We start from the raw sequence: 17,591 nt of genomic DNA on the forward strand, positions 1-17,591 counted from the left end.
CGCACTCCCTCAGCGGTAGCCGGCGGCGGCGATGCCGGCCAGCAGGATCAGGAACAGGGCGGCATTGAACAGGGGCGGATGCCAGACGGCGCGATAGACGCCGAAGCGCGACAGCAGGCGGCGCAGGCCGAGCCAGAGCGCCCCGGCGATCACGACATAGAGCATCATCGGCGCGAGAAAGACGCCGAACAGGTCGATTTCCTTGAGCATCAGCATGGCACGGCCTCGGTCATCGCCCGCGCCGGCGGCGCGGGCTCCAGGCGAAAGAACCCGGTGTGTTCCGCCAGGCTGGTGCGGATTCCGGACAGGGCGACGAGGATGGTGGTGACCGCGCCGTCCGCCCCCTCGATCCCGGCGACACGGTCGGCGACGGTATCGAGCACCGCGACGGGATCGCCGCCGCGTCCGGCGAAATGCCGCGCCAGGGCGTCGAGCCCCGCCGTCGCGGCATCGCCGAGCGGCGGCGGCAGATGCGGCAGCTCGCGCCGGAGGAGGAGGATGTTGAGGCCGATACGCAGCGACGCGAGGGCGCCGAGCAGGATTTCGCGATGCGCCGTATCCTCGGCCCCGAGGCGCGAGATCAGGGCGTTGATGTGATCGAACATCCGGCTTTCGAAGGCGGTGCGGGCTTCGGGCGCGCGTTCGGCGGCAAGGCGCGAGAGCGCCAGGCGGACACCCCGCAGGTGGCGCCGCACCGCCCATTCGACGCCGAAGGGACGCAGCAGGCGCAGACAGCCGACGGCGAAGCCGACCCCGACGATCAGGGCCAGCCCGCCGTTGACGAAGCCTTCGAAGCCGAGCCGGCTGTCGTTGCCGAGACCGCTGATGGCGATGGTGGTCATCACCGTCGGCAGCACCAGCATGCCGAGCCGGCCGACCGGGATCAGCGCGCCGAGCGGCACGAGCACGAGACCGAAGGCAAGGACGAAGAGCGGAAAGCCGGCGATCGCCGGAAACACCGCGAAATTATAGAGCCCGGCGAGACCGAGCGCGGCGACGCTGGCGAGGAGGAAGAGCACCGCGCCCCGGGCCGGACTGTCCTGGCTGGCCATGATCGAGCAGACGACGGCGACCAGGACGACGGCCGATCCGCCCTCGGGCCAGCCGGTGGCGATCCAGAAGAGCGCGGTCAGGCCGATCGAGAGGGCGGCCACCAGCCCCCCGACCAGGGCCTGGGTGTGATCGCGATAGGGATTGAGCGCCGGTCCCGGCCCTTCGCTGCCCGTGTCGGGCTCGCCCCGGCGCAGCGCGGCGAGGCGGCGGCGCAATTCGCGGTCGAGGCGCAGGATGTCACCGAGGCGGGCGACCATGATGTGCTCGATCCGGCGCGCGGGATCGGCGCGCATGGCGTCGAGATCCGGCAGGGCCGCCGCGATCCGGGCGTGCAGGTCCGCGTCCTCGGCCATGCGGCCGCCCTCGATCCGTTCCGCCAGATCGTCCATCAGGGGCTCGAGGGCCGCGAGACGTTCCGGCCGGTCGCGGCGCAGCAGGCGCAGACGGTCCTGGACCGAGACCAGCATCGACATCAGCGTGAGCAGCGTCGCCTGGATCCGGCGCAGGGCGGCATCCCCGGCCCGGACCGCCGGCGTGTCGAGGCGGGCGTTGACGCGCAACTGGTCCAGCATCATGACGTCGCCGAGGAGACGGCGGCGGTCCGGCAGGCGGCGGGCGTCGTCGCTCCGCCCGCGCAGCACGTCACAGCCCCAGGCCCGCGCCGCCGCCAGGCATTCCGCCAGCGTCCGGCGCAGCAGGCCGCCCGTGGTCCGCGGCAGGACGAGACGGCTGACCACCGTCGCGCAGGCGATGCCGAGGCTGATTTCGGTGCAGCGGGCGACGGCGACGTCGAAAGCCGAGAGCGGCGCCGCGACCGAGCCGAAGCCGACGATCACCGCCGTATAGCCGGCCAGCATGGCGCCATAGGACGACGACGCCTCGCGCAGCAGGATCGAGACATAGAGACAGGCCCCGACCCAGAGCGCGATCGCCGGAATGAAGACTTCCCGGGCCCCGGAAAAGGCGGCGACCAGCGCGACCGCGACCGTGGCGCCGACGAAGGTGCCGGCGAAACGCGCCAGCGATTTGGCGAGGACGGCGCCCGAAAGCGGCTGCGAGACGATATAGGCGGTGAGCAGGGCCCAGCCCGGCTGCCCGAGGTCGAGACGGAAGGCGATATAGATCGCCAGCATGCCGGCGGCGAAGGTCTTCACCGAGAACAGCAGGTCACGCGGTCTCGGCCCCACCATCGCAATGTCTCCCCCTCGTTCCCGTCGGCCCGATGGTGCCCGCCGCATTGCGCGCCGTCCAGTCACGCAAGCGGTTTGACGGCGCGCGGCGGCATGCCTAGTGTCCTGCTTCCGCCCCAGAAGGAAACCGGTATGGCGTTCACGGTCAGGCTGCCCCAATACGACCTCGAGATCGAGGTGCCGCGCGGCATGACCATCCTGGATGCCGCGCTGGACGAGGATCTGGACTGGCCGTTCTTCTGCCGGGGCGGCACCTGCGGCAAATGCAAATCCGTCCTGGTCTCGGGCGAGGTCGACCTGAAGCCCTATGCCGGTTTCGCCCTGACCGAGGCGGAGCGGGCGTCGGGCCTGATTCTGGCCTGCCGCGCCCTGCCGCTTTCCGACTGCGAAGTCATCCATCTCGAGCCGGGCGACGACGTTCTCGGCTGAAGGACCGTCCATGGCCCCCCTGACCATCGCCACCTGGAACATCAATTCCGTCCGTCTGCGCATCGGCCTGGTCGAGCGTTTCCTGGCCGAACAGGCGCCCGACGTGCTGTGCCTGCAGGAAATCAAGACGATCGAGGACGCTTTCCCGCGGAACGCCCTGATCGAGGCCGGCTATCCCCATCTGGCGATCGCCGGGCAGAAGGGCTATCACGGCGTCGCCATCGCCTCGAAGCGCCCCTTCACCCGGATCGAGAAGGACGACTGGTGCGAGATGGGCGATGCCCGCCACCTGCGCGTCGCCTTCGAGGACGGCCTGCTGCTCGACAATTTCTACATTCCGGCCGGCGGCGACGTGCCCGACCCCATGGTCAATCCCAAGTTCGACCATAAATTGCGTTTCCTGCGCGAAATGGTGGCCTGGGGCGAGGCGCGGCGGACCCGGGAGACGCGCGCCATCGTGGTCGGCGATTTCAATGTCGCGCCCCTAGAGCACGACGTCTGGAGCCACAAGAAACTGCTCGACGTGGTCAGCCACACCCCGGTCGAGACCGAGCTTCTGGCCGAGGTCCAGGCCGCCCACGACTGGGTCGACGCGGTCCGCCATTTCGTGCCGGAAACCGAGAAACTCTATTCCTGGTGGTCCTATCGCGCCGCCGACTGGAGCGCCGCAGACAAGGGCCGCCGCCTCGATCACATCTGGGTGACGCCGGCCCTGAAGGACGGTCTGGTCGCCACCAGGACGCTGCGCGAGGCGCGCGGATGGCCCCAGCCGTCGGACCACGCACCGGTCATTCTGGAATTGGACGCAGGTTAGGTTTAATCCCATTCAGGGAATTTTAGCGTTTATTGCACCCAAAATGGCGTCATCGCACTGTCAAGCGGGACACCAGAACGATGCAGACCAGAAAATTCCCGACGGGCCGCTTCATCGGCCACTGTGCCTCCATTTCCCTGCTGGCCCTTCTCGCCGCCTGTGGCGGCGGGGGTGGCGTCGACGTCCAGGCCACGTCCGTCACCAGTTCGAGTTCGGCCGGCAAGAGCCCGGCCGACCCCTCGGATCCGCTGGGCGAGACGGTCGATACCGTGATCGAGCTGATCACCGCCCCGGTCGCGAGCTTCGAGACCCGCGAATATTACCGCGAGATCGCGCTGGCCATGATCAACGCCAGCACCGGCTATTCGACCGGGGCTTCGGGCCAGGGCGTCGTCGTCGCCGTGAACGACGGCCAGGTCGATACCGGGATCGCGGAGCTGGCGGGGCGGATCGTCGGCGACAATGCCAATTGGACCGGCGACGCCACGGTCAGCACCCATGCCACCCATCTGGCCGGCACCATCGCCGCCGCGCGTGACGGCAAGGGCATGATCGGCGTCGCCTGGTCGGCGTCCATCCTGCCGCTGACCAGTTTCGTCACCGACGACGAGGGCGCCACCTCGGGCTATGGCAGCGCGCCCTATGACGCCATCCGCTATGCCGCCGACGTCGGCGCCGACATCGTCAACAACAGCTGGGGCTCGACGCCGGACTCGGCGATCCCGAACGCCCTCGTCTCGGCCGTGCGCCATGCCACCGACCGCGACACCATCGTCGTGTTCTCCACCGGCAATGCCGGCGCCGACCAGCCGAATGCCACCGCCATGGTGCCTTCGGTCGACGCGACCACCCGGGCGCTGACGGTGGCGGTCACCGCCGTCGACGACGACGGGCGCCTCGCCTCCTATGCCAATGCCTGCGGCGATGCCGCCGCCTGGTGCCTGGCCGCCCCCGGCACCAGGATCTATGCGACCGATACCGACGGCGACTACACCACCATGACCGGTACCTCGATGGCGGCCGCCGTCACCTCGGGCGCGCTGGCGGTGGTCAAGTCGCGCTTTCCCGAGCTTTCGGCGGAACAGATCGTCGACCGCGTCCTGACCACCGCCAAGGACAACGGCATCCATGCCAATCAGGCGCTCTACGGCCATGGCCTGCTGGACCTCGGCGCGGCGACCCGGCCGATCGGCACCCTGGTCGCCAATGCCGTCGGCGACAATGTCTACACCGACGGCGCGGTCGCCGGCGAAGGGACCGCCATCGCCGGCAACGCGGTGATCGGCGATGCCGTGGCCGCGGCCCTCGGCGGCCTCCCCGTCGCGATGTTCGACGATTACGACGGCGCCACCTTCACCGTCGACATGGCCGGTCTCGTGGTGCTGGACCAGAGGCCGGACTACGCCGGCCGCGCCTTCGGCGATTTCGGCCGGGGCCATTTCGCCGATGTCGACGGCCTGCCCGGCATGCGCATGTCCCTGTCGTCGCGATCGCGACAGGTCGGCGCCGGCGCGGCGCTGTCCGGCGCCACAAGAGACGGGCGGGAGACGGTGGCGGCGCTGCGCCTCGCCCTCGACGACCGGACCCTGCTCTTCGCCGGCCTGAACACCGGCTTCGCCGAGGCGCTGCCGGCCAACGACTCGCTGCCCACCGAAGCCGGGCTCTCCCTGTTGCCGGATACGATGGTGCCCGGCGCCCTGTCGCTGGCCGACGGGGGCGCGGTGCTCGGCATCGAAACCGCGCTGTCGCCCTTCACCGCGCTGTCGGTCGCGGTCATGAACGAAGGCCCGGAAGAAACCGGCTTCGTCGGCGCCGAAGCCTTCTCGAAAGGCGCCAGCGCCATGCAGGCCTCGCTGCGCCACGACCTCGGCCACGGCCTGACGGTGGAGGCCGGCATCGGCTTCATCCGGGAAAGCGGCCAGATGCTGGGCGCCAGCGGCACGGGCGCCCTCGCGCTCGGCGGGGCGGAGACGGTGCAATTCTCGGTCGGCGCGCGCTATGCCATCGGTCCCGACGTGGCGCTGGTCGCGCGCTACGACCGCGCCGTCACCGACGCCGGCGAAACCGGCGCCTTCATCAGCGAAGCCCGCGACCTGACCAGCGATTCCTGGACCGTCGGCCTGCTGGGCCGGAACGGCGTGGTCGGGGGCGACCACTGGGGTTTCACCAGCCATCAGCCCCTGCGCGGCCAGAGCGGCACCCTGGTACTGGCCCGCCCGACCGGGCGCGACGCCGACGGCACGGTGCTGGGCGACATGGTGACCGTGGCGCTGGACGGCGGCGGGCGCGAGATCGACTGGGAGGCGTTCTATGCCCTGCCGGTGGGCGAACAGGCGCTGCTCGGCTTCAACCTGCTCTATGTCATGGATCCGGGCAACAGCGCCACGGCGCCCGACGAGATGCTGGGCATGCTGCGCTACCGGCTGCGCTTCTGATCGAAAGGGTCAGCCGCGGTCGCGCAGCAGCGTGGTCGACCGGTCGAGGCGGCGCGCCAGTTCGCGCATCACCGCGATCCCGACCGAGGGGAATTCCTGCACCAGGTCGAAGAACAGATCGGCCCCGAGGCGCAGCACCACCATCTCGGTCTCGGTCTTCACCGTCGCCGTGCGCGCCACGTCGGCCAGCAGCGCGACCTCGCCGAACAGGGTACCGGCCGGCACGGTGCCGACCGGGATGGCGCCGCCGTCGGCGGTGTCGACATGGACCGACGCCTCGCCCGACAGCACCACGAAGACCGCGTCCCCCGGCTCGCCCTGGCGCACCAGCACCGTGCCCGCCGGCACCGTCTGCCGTTCGGCCGTGAAGGCGATCAGTTTCAGCCGCGCCGGATCGACTCCTTGAAACAGCGGCACCGCCGCCAGGGTCGCGGCATCCTCACTCAAGCTCATTTGACATCCCCGTCCGCGGACCGGACGATCCGGCCGCGTTCGATAGTTATCACACGATCGAACCCCAAGGCGTGGTCCATGTCACCGAAAGAGGCGATCACCGTCACCCCTTCGGCCGCCAGTTCGCGCAGGATGGCGATGACGGTCATCCGACAGGCACTGTCCAACGCGCCGAGCACGTCGTCCAGCACGATCACGTCCGGGCGGCGCAGAAGCGCCCGGCCGATCGCGATCCTGAGGCGTTCCCCCGGCGCCAGGCGCGCCCCGGCGATGCCGACCGGATAGGCGAGGCCGGCGCGCATCACCGCCTCGCCGAGGCCCATCTCCTCGAGCACGGCCGCCGCCGCCCGGCGCACCCGCGTCGCCGCCCCGACCCGGTCGGCGGCGATCCGGCCGTCCAGGATATTGTCCAGCAGGCTGGCGGCGGGATTGACCGCGTCCGGCCGGAAGCGCGCGATCGTACCCGCCAGTTTCGGCGGCATCCGTGCCGCCAGCAGGGCGCGGGCCTCGACCACGGCGGCCTTCAGGCCCGGGTCCACCGCGTCCAGCCGGTGGCGGGCCGCAATCACCCGGAACGGCAGGTTGACCAGCATCAGCCGGTCGTCGCGGGTCTGCGCCGTCTCGCCGAGACCGGCGAGAACGCGCAGGCGCCGCAGTTCGGGCGGCGTCACCAGGGCGAAGCGGCGCACCATCTCGTGATCGGGATCGACGCCGGCGAAGATGTCGATCATCACCGCCGCGATCCGCTCGCCGGCGGCGCGGAGCGGCTCGATCAGGGAGCAATCGGTCAGGAACGACAGCATGAAGCCGCTGTCGGTCATGCGGTCGACATTGAAGGTACCGTCGGTCGGCATGCCGAACAGCAGGTTTTCCGCGAGACTGGCGTGATCGTTGTAGAGCGCGGGATCGAAATGGACCACCAGATCCGCCTCGCCTTGTTCCGTCAGCCGGCGTTCGAGCAGAGCGCGGGCGGCGATCACCGCGGGCGCGATCTCGGCCGCGACGCCGTCCGGCAGGCGCGAATGAAGGCCGAGTCGGAACAGGGTGTCGCCGAAGCCGAGGCGCTTCATCACATCGATCATGCGCTGCCGCAGGCCGGCCGCGTCGGCCACGCCGGCCGCGTCGTAATCGATCCAGTCGGCATCGAGCGGATCGGCCGGATTGCCGCAGCGCCGGGCGTCGCGCTGTTCCGGCGTCTCGGCGGTGCCCTCGAGGCGCGGCACGCGTTGCAGGCCGAAGGCGAGATTGTCGGCGATGGTGCGGGACTGGAGGCCGGTCCCCGTGCCCGTGCCGACATAGGCGATACGCCGGTTGCGCAGCGACGGCGCCATGGCGGCGACGTCGCGCCCGCCGATGGCGATGCGCCCGCCCGTCGGCTCGATCAGCCCGGCGAGCGCCTGGGCCAGCGCTTCGCGCCCGCCGCCGGCCGGGCCGACCAGCGCGGTCGAGCTGGCGGGCGCGATGGTGAGACGCAGGCGGTCGAGGAGACGGCTGTCGCTTTCGTCGCGCAGGATCACATCCTCGACCACGATCGCCTCGCCGCGCAGGCTGATCGCCTCGGGCGGGGTGTCGGACGGCGGCGGGCGCAGGTCGGGGCGATTGTAGAGACGCAGGGTGTTTTCGTATTTCACCTGCGCGTCCTCCCGCGCCTGATACCATTCGAGGAGTTCGCGCCAGGGCGTCGCCATGTCCTTGTGGGCCGCGATCACCGCGACCAGGGTTCCGATGTCGAGGCGGCCCTGGAACACCAGCCAGCCGCCGAGGGCATAGAACGCCACCGGTCCCGCCTGCTGCACCAGCGTATTCACGGTGGCGATGGTGAAGCGAAGCCGGTCCAGCGCCACCCGCGTGCGGAACACTTCGCCCAGCCGCGCACCGAGGAAGGCCCGGGTCCAGCGCGTCTGGTCGTTGGCGTGGATGTCGGTGATCAGGCGGAAGGTCTCGTCCACCCGCTCGCCGAGGCCGCGCATCAGGCGGCTGCGGTCGCGCGACAGGCGGTTCACCCGGCGCTGCAGGCCCGGCACGATGATCATGGCGAGGGGATAGAGCACCGCCGCCGCGACCGCCAGCAGGGGATCCTGCAACAGGAGGAAGGTCATGATCACGACGATCGTGCCGCCCTGATAGGCCGGCACGGCGACCGCATCGCCGACATGGACGCTCAGCGCCTCGATCTCGCCGCCCATGGAAGCCATGGTTTCTGCCGCCGTCCGCTGGCGAAAGGCCGCCTGGGGAAAACGCAGCACCAGGGCCAGGGCCTGGAAGCGGATACGGCGGAGCGCGCTTTCCGCCGTATCGATGCGGCGCCGCTCGATCGCGAGGCGAAAGCGCTGATTGACGACGACCAGCGCCAGAAGCAGAAAGCACTGCGTCCCGAGCAGGACGCCCGCCGTCACCTCGATCCCGAGCACATGCGACGGCAGTTCGATACCGAAGAGGTGGCGCGGCAGTCCCATGTCGCCGCCGATCAGAGCGACGATCTCCTTCGGCATTTCGTAATAGAGCCAGAGGAAGGGAAAGGAGGCGAGGGCGAGCGCCAGCAGGGAGAGCTGCGCGCGCAGCGAATAGCGCCACAGAAAGCGCCGGAAGTCCGGTTCCAAATCGCGGCTCCGGCGCTCTTGCCTTGATCAGCCGGTCGCGCGGGCGACGTCGGCGGCGGGCACGGTTCCGTCGGCGGGCGCGGCGGGCGGCGGCAGGATCTCGCTGATCGCGCCGGGCGCCCGCCATTCCAGGCTGTCGAAGGAATGACAGGCCGGGCAATGGGGCGACCATTTCACCGGCGTGTGACCGCATGTGTGGCAGAACCAGCGCGGTTCCGATTCGCCGGTCGCGGCCTTTTCCTGCCATTCGGCGGCGCGGCGCTGATCGCCCTTCTCGCGCCGTTCCAGTTCGGCCAGCAGGTCGTAGGTCCGGCGCGTCGCCTCGCTGTTGGCGACGAGCACCATCAGGGCTTCGCGCGCCTCGGCCCACTGGCGCCGCACCAGGGCCTGTTCGGCGGCGAGGAGCCGGCTTTCGCGCGCCGCCGGATTGATCGACGCCAGGGTGGCGAGGCGCTTGGCGCGCTCCTCCTCCGGAAGGTCGGGGGCGATGGCGCCGTAAACCTCGGCGATGTCGGGATGGGGCTGATGGGCCCAGGCATTCTCCAGCAGGCGGTCGGCCTTGCGCTGTTTGCCGGCATCGGCCAGCAGGCGCGCCAGACGGGTCGTCGCCGGCACCAGATCGGGCGCCAGGGCATGGGCGGATTCGGCCAGCGTCAGGGCCTCGCGGGAATCGCCCCGGGCGATCGCGGCATCGACCTGGCCCAATTGCACCACGGCACGGTGGCGCTTGCCCTTGGCGCCTTCGATCAGCTTGTGGCGGAGCGCGCCGGCAAGGGTCTCTTCCGCCGCGCTCCATTCGCCGAGCGCCGCCTGCAAGCCGAAGATCTCGCTCGCCACCCAGGGCGCGCCGGGGCGCAACGCCTGGGCCTCGCGGGCATGGGCCAGCGCCATGTCGTTGTCGCCGCGCCGCCGCGCCAGCACGATCAGGCCGCGCAACCCGAGGAATTTCGTCTCGTCATTCTCGAGCATCAGCTTGTAGGCGCGTTCGGCGGCCCCGCTGTCGCCGTTGAGCTGGGCCGCCTGGGCCGCCAGCAGCAGCGACAGAGGCGAGCCGTCGGTCGCCGTCTCGGCCGCGATCGCCTGTTTCTTGGCATCCCGCGCATCACCCGCCGCGACCGCGACGAGGCCGCGCACCAGGGCGCGTTCCGCCGTCTGCCGGCGCTTGGCCCGGCGCCTTCCCGCGAGATAGCGGGGCCCGCGCGCGGCAAACAGCGCGAGGCGCGCCAGCGCCGCAAGCACGGCCGCCAGCACGATGATGATGGCGATCAGCACCCCGACCGAGGTTTCGATCCGATAGCCGAGCCAGTCGACGGCGATGACCCCCGGCCGATCCGCCATCCAGGCGGCGACCAGCGCCAGGACGAGGACGAGAACGACCGCGATGGTGATCTTCAGGACCGCGCGCATGCTCAGTTCGCCTCCGCGAAGCGGGCGGAAACCTCGCCGTCGAGAAGATCGACGGCGGCCTCGGCGGCGAGCCGCGCCTCCGCCTTGGCCTTCCAGGCCGAAAGCGCCTCGGCCGCGCCGCCCTGCAACGCCGCGACTTCCGCCAGGGCGTCTTCGAGATCGCCCCGATCCAGCCGGCGCTCGGCCCGGGCGATGCGGGCGGGAACGTCGTCGCCCTCGACCTCGCCCACCGGGCGGACGGTGATCAGATTGCCGGCTTCCGCCAGCAGGCGATCGACGACATCGGCATCTTCCGGCATGTTGGCGGCCTGGACCGCCGCGCGGGCCAGCGGCGCGAATTCGGTGGCCAGGGCGCCGCGCGTGGCGAGGCCTTCGGCGGCATGGGCCGATAGCGTATCCAGCGCCTTGCCGATGGTCGGCTCGCGCACCAGATCCAGCGCCTCGAAATGGCGGCGCACCGGCGCCAGCGCCCCGTCATAGGGCCGCTCGCTCGAAATCGCGTTGCGCAGATGGCCGATGGCATAGACCAGGGAGACGCCGCGCCCGACCGCGCGCAGACGGTCGGTCTCGTCGGCGATGCGGGCATTGCTGGCGGCGGCCGCGGCCTTCATGTCGGCGATTTCCTGGCGCAGCGCCGCGATGGCGGCGGCATCGCCGGACGGCGCCGCCAGTTTCGCGTCGATCGCGGCGAGGCGGGCGCTCAGGGCGGGGTCCGACATCGGGTCCGCCACCGGGGCGGGCGACGGTTCGCCGCCCTCGCCGCCCTCGGCCATGTCGCCCTCGCTGCCCGCCTCCGTCAGGCTTTCCTCGAGAACGCCCTGGCGCTCGCGCAGGGCCGAAAGCTCGGCGCGAAGCTCGGCCAGAGCCCCCGAATCGCTCGCACCACCGCTCTCGGCCGGACCCGCCGTGCCAAGTTCGGCGACCCGCGCCTCGACGGCCTGGATCTTGCGGTCGAGGCCGGCGACGGCGGCTTCGAGGGCGTCGACCCGGGGATCGCCCACCACTTCCGCGACCGGCGACGCCGGCGCTTCGGTGCCGTCGATCATATGGGTGAGGCGGTCGCCATAGCGGTGCCAGACACCGGCGCCGGCGGCCACCAGGACGATGGCGGCGACGCCGAACCACAGGCTGCGGCGCGAGCCGCGCGACGGCGGCGGCACGGCGTAATCGGGGGAATCCATGCGCGGCGGCGGATCCTCCAGCGGCTTGTCCATCACGGGCGCGCTCTCTGCTTCGACTTCCGGTTCGGCTTCGGGCTCGGGCGCCGGCTCGGCGACCGCTTCGGTTTCAATCTTTTCGGTTTCGGGCTTTTCGGGATCGGGAGCATCGGTTTCGTCCTTCTCGCCGTCCCCGTCCGCGATTTCCTCCGCTACGACGTCGATGATCGCCGATTCGTCGGCCGCGTCGCCTTCTTGTTTCCTGTCGAGTCCACGCTGGTCGGGGCCCTGGCCCGGCTGGTCGGGACGCTCGCTCATGTCATGCTCCGTCACTCAGGTTCCCGATGGCGCGGCGGTGCCGTCGATCAGGGTCAGCAGGTCGATTTCCGTCGGCCGCGCCGCCACCAGGATCCGGCCGAAGCCGAGCGGTGCGAGCGCGTCCGCCACTGCCGCCGACAGGCAGTAGGCCGTCCCGGCGCCGAAGGCGGGCTTCGGGCGCAGGTCCGCAGCGAGGGTAACAAAGGTCGCCGCCGTCCGGGGAGAGAAAAACAGAAAGCCGTCAAAACCGTCGCTGGCGAGACATTTCGTTACCTCGGGCGGCAGGGCGGCGGCGGCGGGCGAATCATAGAGGGTGATGCGGTCCACGGTGAAACCGCGCCGGCCGAGCAGACCCGCGAGATCGCCGGCAAGGCTGGCGCCAGCGCCGTGGATCAGACGCCCGGCGGCCGGATCGAGGCGACCGGCGACCAGATCGGCCAGGCTTTCGACATTGCCGCCGGCACTCTCGACCGTGGCGAAGCCGGCCGCCCGGGCGCGCCGCGCCGTGGCATCGCCGACCGCGAAGAGCGGCAGGTCGCGGCGCGCCGTGGCGGCGGCGATACCGTCGACGCCATTGCCGCTGGTCGCCAGCAGGGCCTGGACGCCGTCGGTATCGAGGGCGATGTCCGGGCGCTGGACGATGTCGATCAGGGGCGCGATCACGCATTCATGGCCCTTCGCCGACAAGGTGGCGGCGAGGCGCTCCGCCTCCGCCGCGACACGGGTGACGAGAAGGCGCATGTCCGGGCGCTCAGACCCGGTCGAGAAGCGCGCGCGCGCCCTGGTCCAGAAGGTCGCGCGCCGCCGCCCGGCCGATCTCTTCCGCCTCGTCCGCCGAACCGCTGCGTTCGGCGCAGAGCCGCGCGCTGCCGTCCGGGGCCAGGGTCTCGCCCATGAAATGCAGGCCGCCCACCGCGTCGAGCCGGGCGAGACCGGCGATCGGCGTCCGGCACGAACCATCGAGAAGGGCGAGGAAGGCGCGTTCGCAGGCAGCGGAACGGGCCGCCGCCCTATCGTTCAGGGGGGCGAGCAGGCGGGCCGCCGTCTCGTCGTCCGCCCGGCGCTCCACCCCGACGATGCCCTGGGCGATGGCGGGCAGCATCACTTCCGGCTCCAGCACGCCGTCGGCGCGATCCGCCATGCCGAGACGGCGAAGCCCGGCGAGCGCCAGGAAGGTGGCGTCGAAGGCGCCCTCCGCGATCCTGGCGAGGCGGGTGCCGACATTGCCGCGCAGGGGTTCGACCACCAGATCGGGGCGCCGCGCCTTCACCTGCGCCCCGCGCCGCAAGGACGCCGTGCCGATCCGCGCGCCCGCCGCCAGCGCATCCAGGCTGGGTGCGCCGATCAGGGCGTCGCGCGGATCCTCGCGCGGCAGGAAACAGTCGATCACCAGGCGGTCGGGCAGAACGGTGGCGACATCCTTCATGGAATGGACCGCGAGATCAATGGCGCCGCTGGCCAGCGCTTCCTCGATCTCCTTGGTGAACAGGCCCTTGCCGCCGATCTCCGCCAGGGTGCGGTCCTGCACCTTGTCGCCCGTGGTCTTGATCACCACGACCTCGGGTTCGGGCAGGCCTTCGTTCCGCGCCACCAGGAGGTCGCGCACCATATGGGCTTGGGCAAGGGCAAGCGGGCTGCCCCTGGTTCCAATTTTGAGAACGGTTCCGATCTTCAAGATGTCTTGCACGATGTATCCGCCGGATGTTACGGCACGGGCATAACATTCCACCGGACATCATGGAACCCTCCGCCGCCTCTCCGGCCGCCATCGCCCGCCCGCTGGTGCTGGGCATCGAATCCTCCTGCGACGAGACCGCCGCCGCCGTGGTCGCGGGGGACGGACGGATTCTCTCGGACGTCGTGCTGTCCCAGCTCGACGATCACCGGATCTACGGCGGCGTGGTGCCGGAGATCGCGGCGCGCGCCCATGTCACCCATCTGGACGGGCTGATCCGCCGCGCCCTCGAAGAGGCCGGCCTCGGCCTTGGCGATATCGATGCCGTGGCGGCGACGGCGGGGCCGGGGCTGATCGGCGGCGTCATCGTCGGCCTGACCACGGCCAAGGCGATCGCGCTCGGCGCCGGCAAGCCGCTGATCGGCATCAATCATCTCGAAGGGCACGCGCTGACCCCGCGCCTCGTCTCTGGTGTCGCCTTCCCCTATCTGCTGCTGCTGGTTTCGGGCGGACATTGCCAATTGCTGGCGGTCGAAGGCGTCGGGCGCTATCGCCGGCTCGGCACCACCATAGACGACGCGGTGGGCGAAGCCTTCGACAAGACGGCGAAACTGCTCGGCCTCGGCTATCCGGGCGGGCCGGCGGTGGAACGGGCGGCCGCATCGGGCGATGCCACGCGCTTTTCCCTGCCCCGGCCCCTGATCGGCCGGCCGGGCTGCGACTTTTCCTTCTCGGGCCTCAAGACGGCGGTGCGCGAGACCGTCGCCGCCCTGCCCAGGCCCCTGTCGGACCGGGACCGGGCCGATGTCGCCGCCGCCTTCCAGACCGTGGTCGGCGCCGTGATCGTCGACCGCACGCGCCGCGCCCTCGACATGCTGCCCGCCCCCTGCCCGCTGGTGGTCGCCGGCGGCGTCGCCGCCAACGGCCATATCCGCGCCCGGTTGCAGGAACTGGCCACCGCGCGCGGCATCGATTTCGTCGCCCCGCCCCTGAAACTCTGCACCGACAATGCCGCCATGATCGCCTGGGCGGGGGTCGAGCACTTCAAGGCCGGCCACACGGACGCCCTGGACCTCAAACCCCGCGCCCGATGGCCCCTCGACACCGAGGCGGCGGCGCCGGGCGCGAAGGCTTAGGGCTGCGCCATCCCCTCACCCCCCGCCCTCTCCCCGCAAGCGGGGCGAGGGAGCTCATGCCGCGCGAGGTCCGCCCCCTCGCCCCTTTGGGGAGAGGGCTGGGGTGAGGGGCGAAACACCGATGGTCCCCAAACGAAAACGGCGGCCCTGGGCCGCCGTTTCCAATTCGCTTCGATCGAAGATCAGGCCGCGTCGACCACTTCCTTGATCGCCGCGACATGGGCTTCCGCCGCGATGCGCTGATTGTCGTCCGCCGCCGCTTCCAGGGTCGCCTGGGCGTCCTGCAGCTTGGCTTCCAGCGCCGCCTTGCTCGTGGTCGCCATGTCGAGGGCTTCCTCCGCCAGCACGGTCAGACCTTCCGGCGTGACCTGGGCGAAGCCGCCGCGCACGAAGTGGCGCGCGGTCACCTTGCCGCCGTCGTGAACCTCGACCATGCCGGCGCGCAGCAGGGCGACGAGGGGGGCATGGTCAACCAGCACGCCGAGGTCACCCTCGGCGCCGGGCACGACCACCATCTCGACATCGGCCGAGAACAGCAGCCGCTCGGGGCTCACCAGCTCGAAATGCAGCTTGTCGGCCATGGTCTATCCTCAGGCGGCCTGAGCCGCCAGCTTCTTGGCCTTCTCGACCGCGTCCTCGATGGTGCCGACCATGTAGAAGGCGGCTTCGGGGAGGTGGTCGTATTCGCCGTTGGCGATCGCCTTGAAGCCCTTGATGGTGTCTTCGAGAGCGACCAGCACGCCGGGCGAGCCGGTGAAGACTTCCGCCACATGGAACGGCTGCGACAGGAAGCGCTGGATCTTGCGGGCGCGGGCGACGGTCAGCTTGTCTTCTTCCGACAGTTCGTCCATGCCCAGGATGGCGATGATGTCCTGCAGCGACTTGTACTGCTGCAGGATCGACTGGACCTTGCGGGCCGTCTCGTAGTGCTCGTCGCCGACGACGCGCGGATCGAGAATGCGCGAGGTCGAGTCGAGCGGATCCACCGCCGGGTAGATGCCCAGCTCGGCGATCTGGCGCGACAGCACGGTGGTGGCGTCCAGGTGGGCGAAGGAGGTCGCGGGCGCCGGATCGGTCAGATCGTCGGCCGGCACGTAGATGGCCTGCACCGAGGTGATCGAACCCTTGGAGGTCGTGGTGATACGCTCCTGCAGGTTGCCCATCTCGGTCGCCAGCGTCGGCTGGTAACCCACCGCCGACGGAATACGGCCGAGCAGCGCCGACACTTCCGAACCCGCCTGGGTGAAGCGGAAGATGTTGTCGACGAAGAACAGCACGTCCTGGCCCTGCTCGTCGCGGAAATATTCCGCCATGGTCAGGCCGGTCAGGGCGACGCGGGCGCGCGCGCCCGGCGGCTCGTTCATCTGGCCGTAGACCAGGGCCACCTTGGACTCGCCCTCGAGGTCGATGACCTTGGCGTCGATGAACTCGTGATAGAGATCGTTGCCTTCGCGGGTCCGCTCGCCGACGCCGGCGAAGACCGAGAAGCCGCCGTGGGCCTTCGCGATGTTGTTGATCAGCTCCTGGATGAGCACGGTCTTGCCCACGCCGGCGCCGCCGAACAGGCCGATCTTGCCGCCGCGGGCGTAAGGCGCGAGCAGGTCGACGACCTTGATGCCGGTGACGAGCACCTGGGCTTCGGTCGACTGTTCGGTGAATTCCGGCGAGGGCGCGTGGATCGGCGCGAATTTGGTCGCCGGCACCGGGCCGCGCTCGTCGATCGGCTCGCCGATGACGTTCATGATGCGGCCGAGCACCTCATTGCCCACGGGCACGGTGATCGGGGCGCCGATGTCGGAGACCGGCTGGCCGCGCACCAGACCGTCGGTGCTGTCCATCGCGATGCAGCGCACCGACGACTGGCCGAGGTGCTGCGCGACTTCCAGCACCAGGCGGTTGCCCTGGTTGGTGGTCTCGAGCGCGTTGAGGATCGCGGGCAGGTGCTCGTCGAATTCGACGTCGACCACCGCGCCGATGATCTGGGTGATGCGACCCGTCTGGTTAGCCATTTGCGCCTCTTCCTATTCCAGCCTCAGAGCGCCTCGGCGCCCGAGATAATTTCGATCAGTTCCTTGGTGATCGCGGCCTGACGCGTCCGGTTGTAGGTCAGCGTCAGACGATTGATCATGTCGCCCGCGTTGCGGGTCGCATTGTCCATGGCGCTCATGCGCGCGCCCTCTTCCGAGGCGGCGTTTTCAAGGAGCGCGCGATAGATCTGCACCGCGACGTTGCGCGGCAGCAGCGCCTCGAGGATCTCTTCCTCGTCCGGCTCGAAGGTGAAGATGGCGCCCTTGAGATCGGGACCTTCCACGTCACCTTCCGGCAGCGCGGCCGGGATGATCTGCTGCGCGGTCGGGATCTGGGCGATCGCGCTCTTGAACTCGGCGTAGAAGACCGTGGCGACGTCGAATTCGCCGGCTTCATAGAGCGAGAAGAGCTTTTCCGAGATGCGCGCGGCGATCGGGAAGCCCTGCTTGCGCACGCCGCCCGCAACCTCGATCGTCTCGATGATCAGCTTGCCGTAGTCGCGACGAAGGGCGTCACGCCCCTTGCGGCCGACGCACAGCACCTTGACGGTCTTGCCCTGGGCGATCAGCGACTGGATGCGCTGACGCGCCAGACGCACGATCGACGAGTTGAAACCGCCGCAAAGGCCGCGTTCCGCCGTGGCGACGACGAGGAGATGCACATCGTCCTTGCCGGTGCCGGTCAGGAGCTTCGGCATGTCCTCGGTCATGACCACGCCGGCCGCCAGCGAGGCCAGCACCTGCTCCATGCGCGCGGCATAGGGGCGGGCGGCTTCGGCGGCTTCCTGGGCGCGGCGCAGTTTCGACGCCGCGACCATCTTCATGGCCTTCGTGATCTTCTGGGTCGACTTGACGCTGTTGATGCGCAGCTTCAAGTCCTTCAGGCTCGCCATGGCG

General features: G+C 70.2%; 15 protein-coding genes. 4 read left to right on the forward strand and 11 right to left on the reverse strand.

Translation table 11 applies throughout. The features are described 5' to 3' along the window. Window positions 1-9: 9 nt before the first annotated feature. The gene (locus L2U69_RS08355) at window positions 10-216 is read right to left on the reverse strand and encodes a DUF1656 domain-containing protein (RefSeq protein ID WP_236106328.1); all 207 of its coding nucleotides are present in this window, start codon (window positions 214-216) and stop codon (window positions 10-12) included. Continuing rightward, window positions 210-2,243, reverse strand: a complete 2,034-nt coding sequence (locus tag L2U69_RS08360; protein ID WP_236106329.1) for an FUSC family protein — start codon at window positions 2,241-2,243, stop codon at window positions 210-212. The genes L2U69_RS08355 and L2U69_RS08360 overlap by 7 nt, the downstream gene beginning before the upstream one ends. Before the next feature lie 132 nt (window positions 2,244-2,375). Here L2U69_RS08360 and L2U69_RS08365 point away from each other — a divergent pair, with 132 nt between their 5' ends. From L2U69_RS08365 to L2U69_RS08375, 3 genes are all read left to right on the forward strand, one after another. Further along, window positions 2,376-2,672, forward strand: coding sequence for a 2Fe-2S iron-sulfur cluster-binding protein (locus L2U69_RS08365; protein ID WP_236106330.1), 297 nt, complete (start codon window positions 2,376-2,378; stop codon window positions 2,670-2,672). A gap of 10 nt (window positions 2,673-2,682) precedes the next feature. Then, window positions 2,683-3,486 (forward strand): exodeoxyribonuclease III, encoded by an 804-nt coding sequence (xth, locus tag L2U69_RS08370; protein WP_329605379.1) that lies wholly within the window; start codon window positions 2,683-2,685, stop codon window positions 3,484-3,486. Between the two features lie 80 nt (window positions 3,487-3,566). Beyond that, window positions 3,567-5,921, forward strand: a complete 2,355-nt coding sequence (locus L2U69_RS08375) for a S8 family peptidase (protein WP_236106331.1) — start codon at window positions 3,567-3,569, stop codon at window positions 5,919-5,921. Between the two features lie 9 nt (window positions 5,922-5,930). On the opposite strand, the gene L2U69_RS08380 is transcribed toward L2U69_RS08375, so the two are convergent. The 6 genes from L2U69_RS08380 to hemC are packed head-to-tail and all read right to left on the reverse strand — an operon-like array spanning window position 5,931 to window position 13,585. Further along, window positions 5,931-6,374: a cyclic nucleotide-binding domain-containing protein gene (locus tag L2U69_RS08380; RefSeq protein WP_236106332.1), complete on the reverse strand. Its 444-nt coding sequence runs from the start codon at window positions 6,372-6,374 to the stop codon at window positions 5,931-5,933. Beyond that, the gene (locus tag L2U69_RS08385) at window positions 6,371-8,974 is read right to left on the reverse strand and encodes an ABC transporter ATP-binding protein/permease (protein WP_236106333.1); all 2,604 of its coding nucleotides are present in this window, start codon (window positions 8,972-8,974) and stop codon (window positions 6,371-6,373) included. The genes L2U69_RS08380 and L2U69_RS08385 overlap by 4 nt, the downstream gene beginning before the upstream one ends. 27 nt (window positions 8,975-9,001) lie before the next feature. Continuing rightward, on the reverse strand, window positions 9,002-10,381 hold the full coding sequence (locus L2U69_RS08390; protein WP_236106334.1) for a heme biosynthesis protein HemY: 1,380 nt from the start codon (window positions 10,379-10,381) through the stop codon (window positions 9,002-9,004). A 2-nt stretch (window positions 10,382-10,383) separates the two neighbouring features. Continuing rightward, window positions 10,384-11,856, reverse strand: a complete 1,473-nt coding sequence (locus tag L2U69_RS08395) for a mitofilin family membrane protein (RefSeq protein WP_236106335.1) — start codon at window positions 11,854-11,856, stop codon at window positions 10,384-10,386. Between the two features lie 15 nt (window positions 11,857-11,871). Beyond that, complete coding sequence (locus tag L2U69_RS08400; protein WP_236106336.1) at window positions 11,872-12,597, reverse strand: uroporphyrinogen-III synthase; 726 nt, start codon at window positions 12,595-12,597, stop codon at window positions 11,872-11,874. Window positions 12,598-12,607: 10 nt separating this feature from the next. Continuing rightward, on the reverse strand, window positions 12,608-13,585 hold the full coding sequence (gene hemC, locus L2U69_RS08405) for a hydroxymethylbilane synthase (RefSeq protein WP_329605381.1): 978 nt from the start codon (window positions 13,583-13,585) through the stop codon (window positions 12,608-12,610). An 8-nt stretch (window positions 13,586-13,593) separates the two neighbouring features. Here hemC and tsaD point away from each other — a divergent pair, with 8 nt between their 5' ends. Next, window positions 13,594-14,667 carry a tRNA (adenosine(37)-N6)-threonylcarbamoyltransferase complex transferase subunit TsaD gene (gene tsaD, locus L2U69_RS08410; protein ID WP_236106338.1) on the forward strand — a complete coding sequence of 358 codons (1,074 nt, stop codon included), beginning with the start codon at window positions 13,594-13,596 and terminating at the stop codon, window positions 14,665-14,667. 182 nt (window positions 14,668-14,849) lie between these two features. On the opposite strand, the gene L2U69_RS08415 is transcribed toward tsaD, so the two are convergent. From L2U69_RS08415 to L2U69_RS08425, 3 genes are read right to left on the reverse strand one after another with little or no spacing between them, the layout of a single operon-like run. Continuing rightward, window positions 14,850-15,248, reverse strand: a complete 399-nt coding sequence (locus L2U69_RS08415) for a F0F1 ATP synthase subunit epsilon (protein ID WP_236106339.1) — start codon at window positions 15,246-15,248, stop codon at window positions 14,850-14,852. A gap of 9 nt (window positions 15,249-15,257) precedes the next feature. Further along, complete coding sequence (atpD, locus tag L2U69_RS08420; protein ID WP_236106340.1) at window positions 15,258-16,676, reverse strand: F0F1 ATP synthase subunit beta; 1,419 nt, start codon at window positions 16,674-16,676, stop codon at window positions 15,258-15,260. A 23-nt stretch (window positions 16,677-16,699) separates the two neighbouring features. Beyond that, window positions 16,700-17,587: a F0F1 ATP synthase subunit gamma gene (locus L2U69_RS08425; RefSeq protein WP_236106341.1), complete on the reverse strand. Its 888-nt coding sequence runs from the start codon at window positions 17,585-17,587 to the stop codon at window positions 16,700-16,702. Between the last annotated feature and the right edge of the window lie 4 nt (window positions 17,588-17,591).

The sequence above is a fragment of the Zavarzinia marina genome (genome assembly GCF_021568905.1).
Taxonomy (GTDB): Bacteria; Pseudomonadota; Alphaproteobacteria; order Zavarziniales; family Zavarziniaceae; genus Zavarzinia; species Zavarzinia marina.

What these genes read in the sequence shown, in the direction of transcription:
- L2U69_RS08355 (WP_236106328.1), bottom strand. Translation starts at nt 216, where the DNA reads ATGCTGATGCTCAAGGAAATCGACCTGTTCGGCGTCTTTCTCGCGCCG.
- L2U69_RS08360 (WP_236106329.1), bottom strand. Translation starts at nt 2,243, where the DNA reads ATGGTGGGGCCGAGACCGCGTGACCTGCTGTTCTCGGTGAAGACCTTC.
- L2U69_RS08365 (WP_236106330.1), top strand. Translation starts at nt 2,376, where the DNA reads ATGGCGTTCACGGTCAGGCTGCCCCAATACGACCTCGAGATCGAGGTG.
- xth (WP_329605379.1), top strand. Translation starts at nt 2,683, where the DNA reads ATGGCCCCCCTGACCATCGCCACCTGGAACATCAATTCCGTCCGTCTG.
- L2U69_RS08375 (WP_236106331.1), top strand. Translation starts at nt 3,567, where the DNA reads ATGCAGACCAGAAAATTCCCGACGGGCCGCTTCATCGGCCACTGTGCC.
- L2U69_RS08380 (WP_236106332.1), bottom strand. Translation starts at nt 6,374, where the DNA reads ATGAGCTTGAGTGAGGATGCCGCGACCCTGGCGGCGGTGCCGCTGTTT.
- L2U69_RS08390 (WP_236106334.1), bottom strand. Translation starts at nt 10,381, where the DNA reads ATGCGCGCGGTCCTGAAGATCACCATCGCGGTCGTTCTCGTCCTCGTC.
- L2U69_RS08395 (WP_236106335.1), bottom strand. Translation starts at nt 11,856, where the DNA reads ATGAGCGAGCGTCCCGACCAGCCGGGCCAGGGCCCCGACCAGCGTGGA.
- L2U69_RS08400 (WP_236106336.1), bottom strand. Translation starts at nt 12,597, where the DNA reads ATGCGCCTTCTCGTCACCCGTGTCGCGGCGGAGGCGGAGCGCCTCGCC.
- tsaD (WP_236106338.1), top strand. Translation starts at nt 13,594, where the DNA reads ATGGAACCCTCCGCCGCCTCTCCGGCCGCCATCGCCCGCCCGCTGGTG.
- L2U69_RS08415 (WP_236106339.1), bottom strand. Translation starts at nt 15,248, where the DNA reads ATGGCCGACAAGCTGCATTTCGAGCTGGTGAGCCCCGAGCGGCTGCTG.
- atpD (WP_236106340.1), bottom strand. Translation starts at nt 16,676, where the DNA reads ATGGCTAACCAGACGGGTCGCATCACCCAGATCATCGGCGCGGTGGTC.
- L2U69_RS08425 (WP_236106341.1), bottom strand. Translation starts at nt 17,587, where the DNA reads ATGGCGAGCCTGAAGGACTTGAAGCTGCGCATCAACAGCGTCAAGTCG.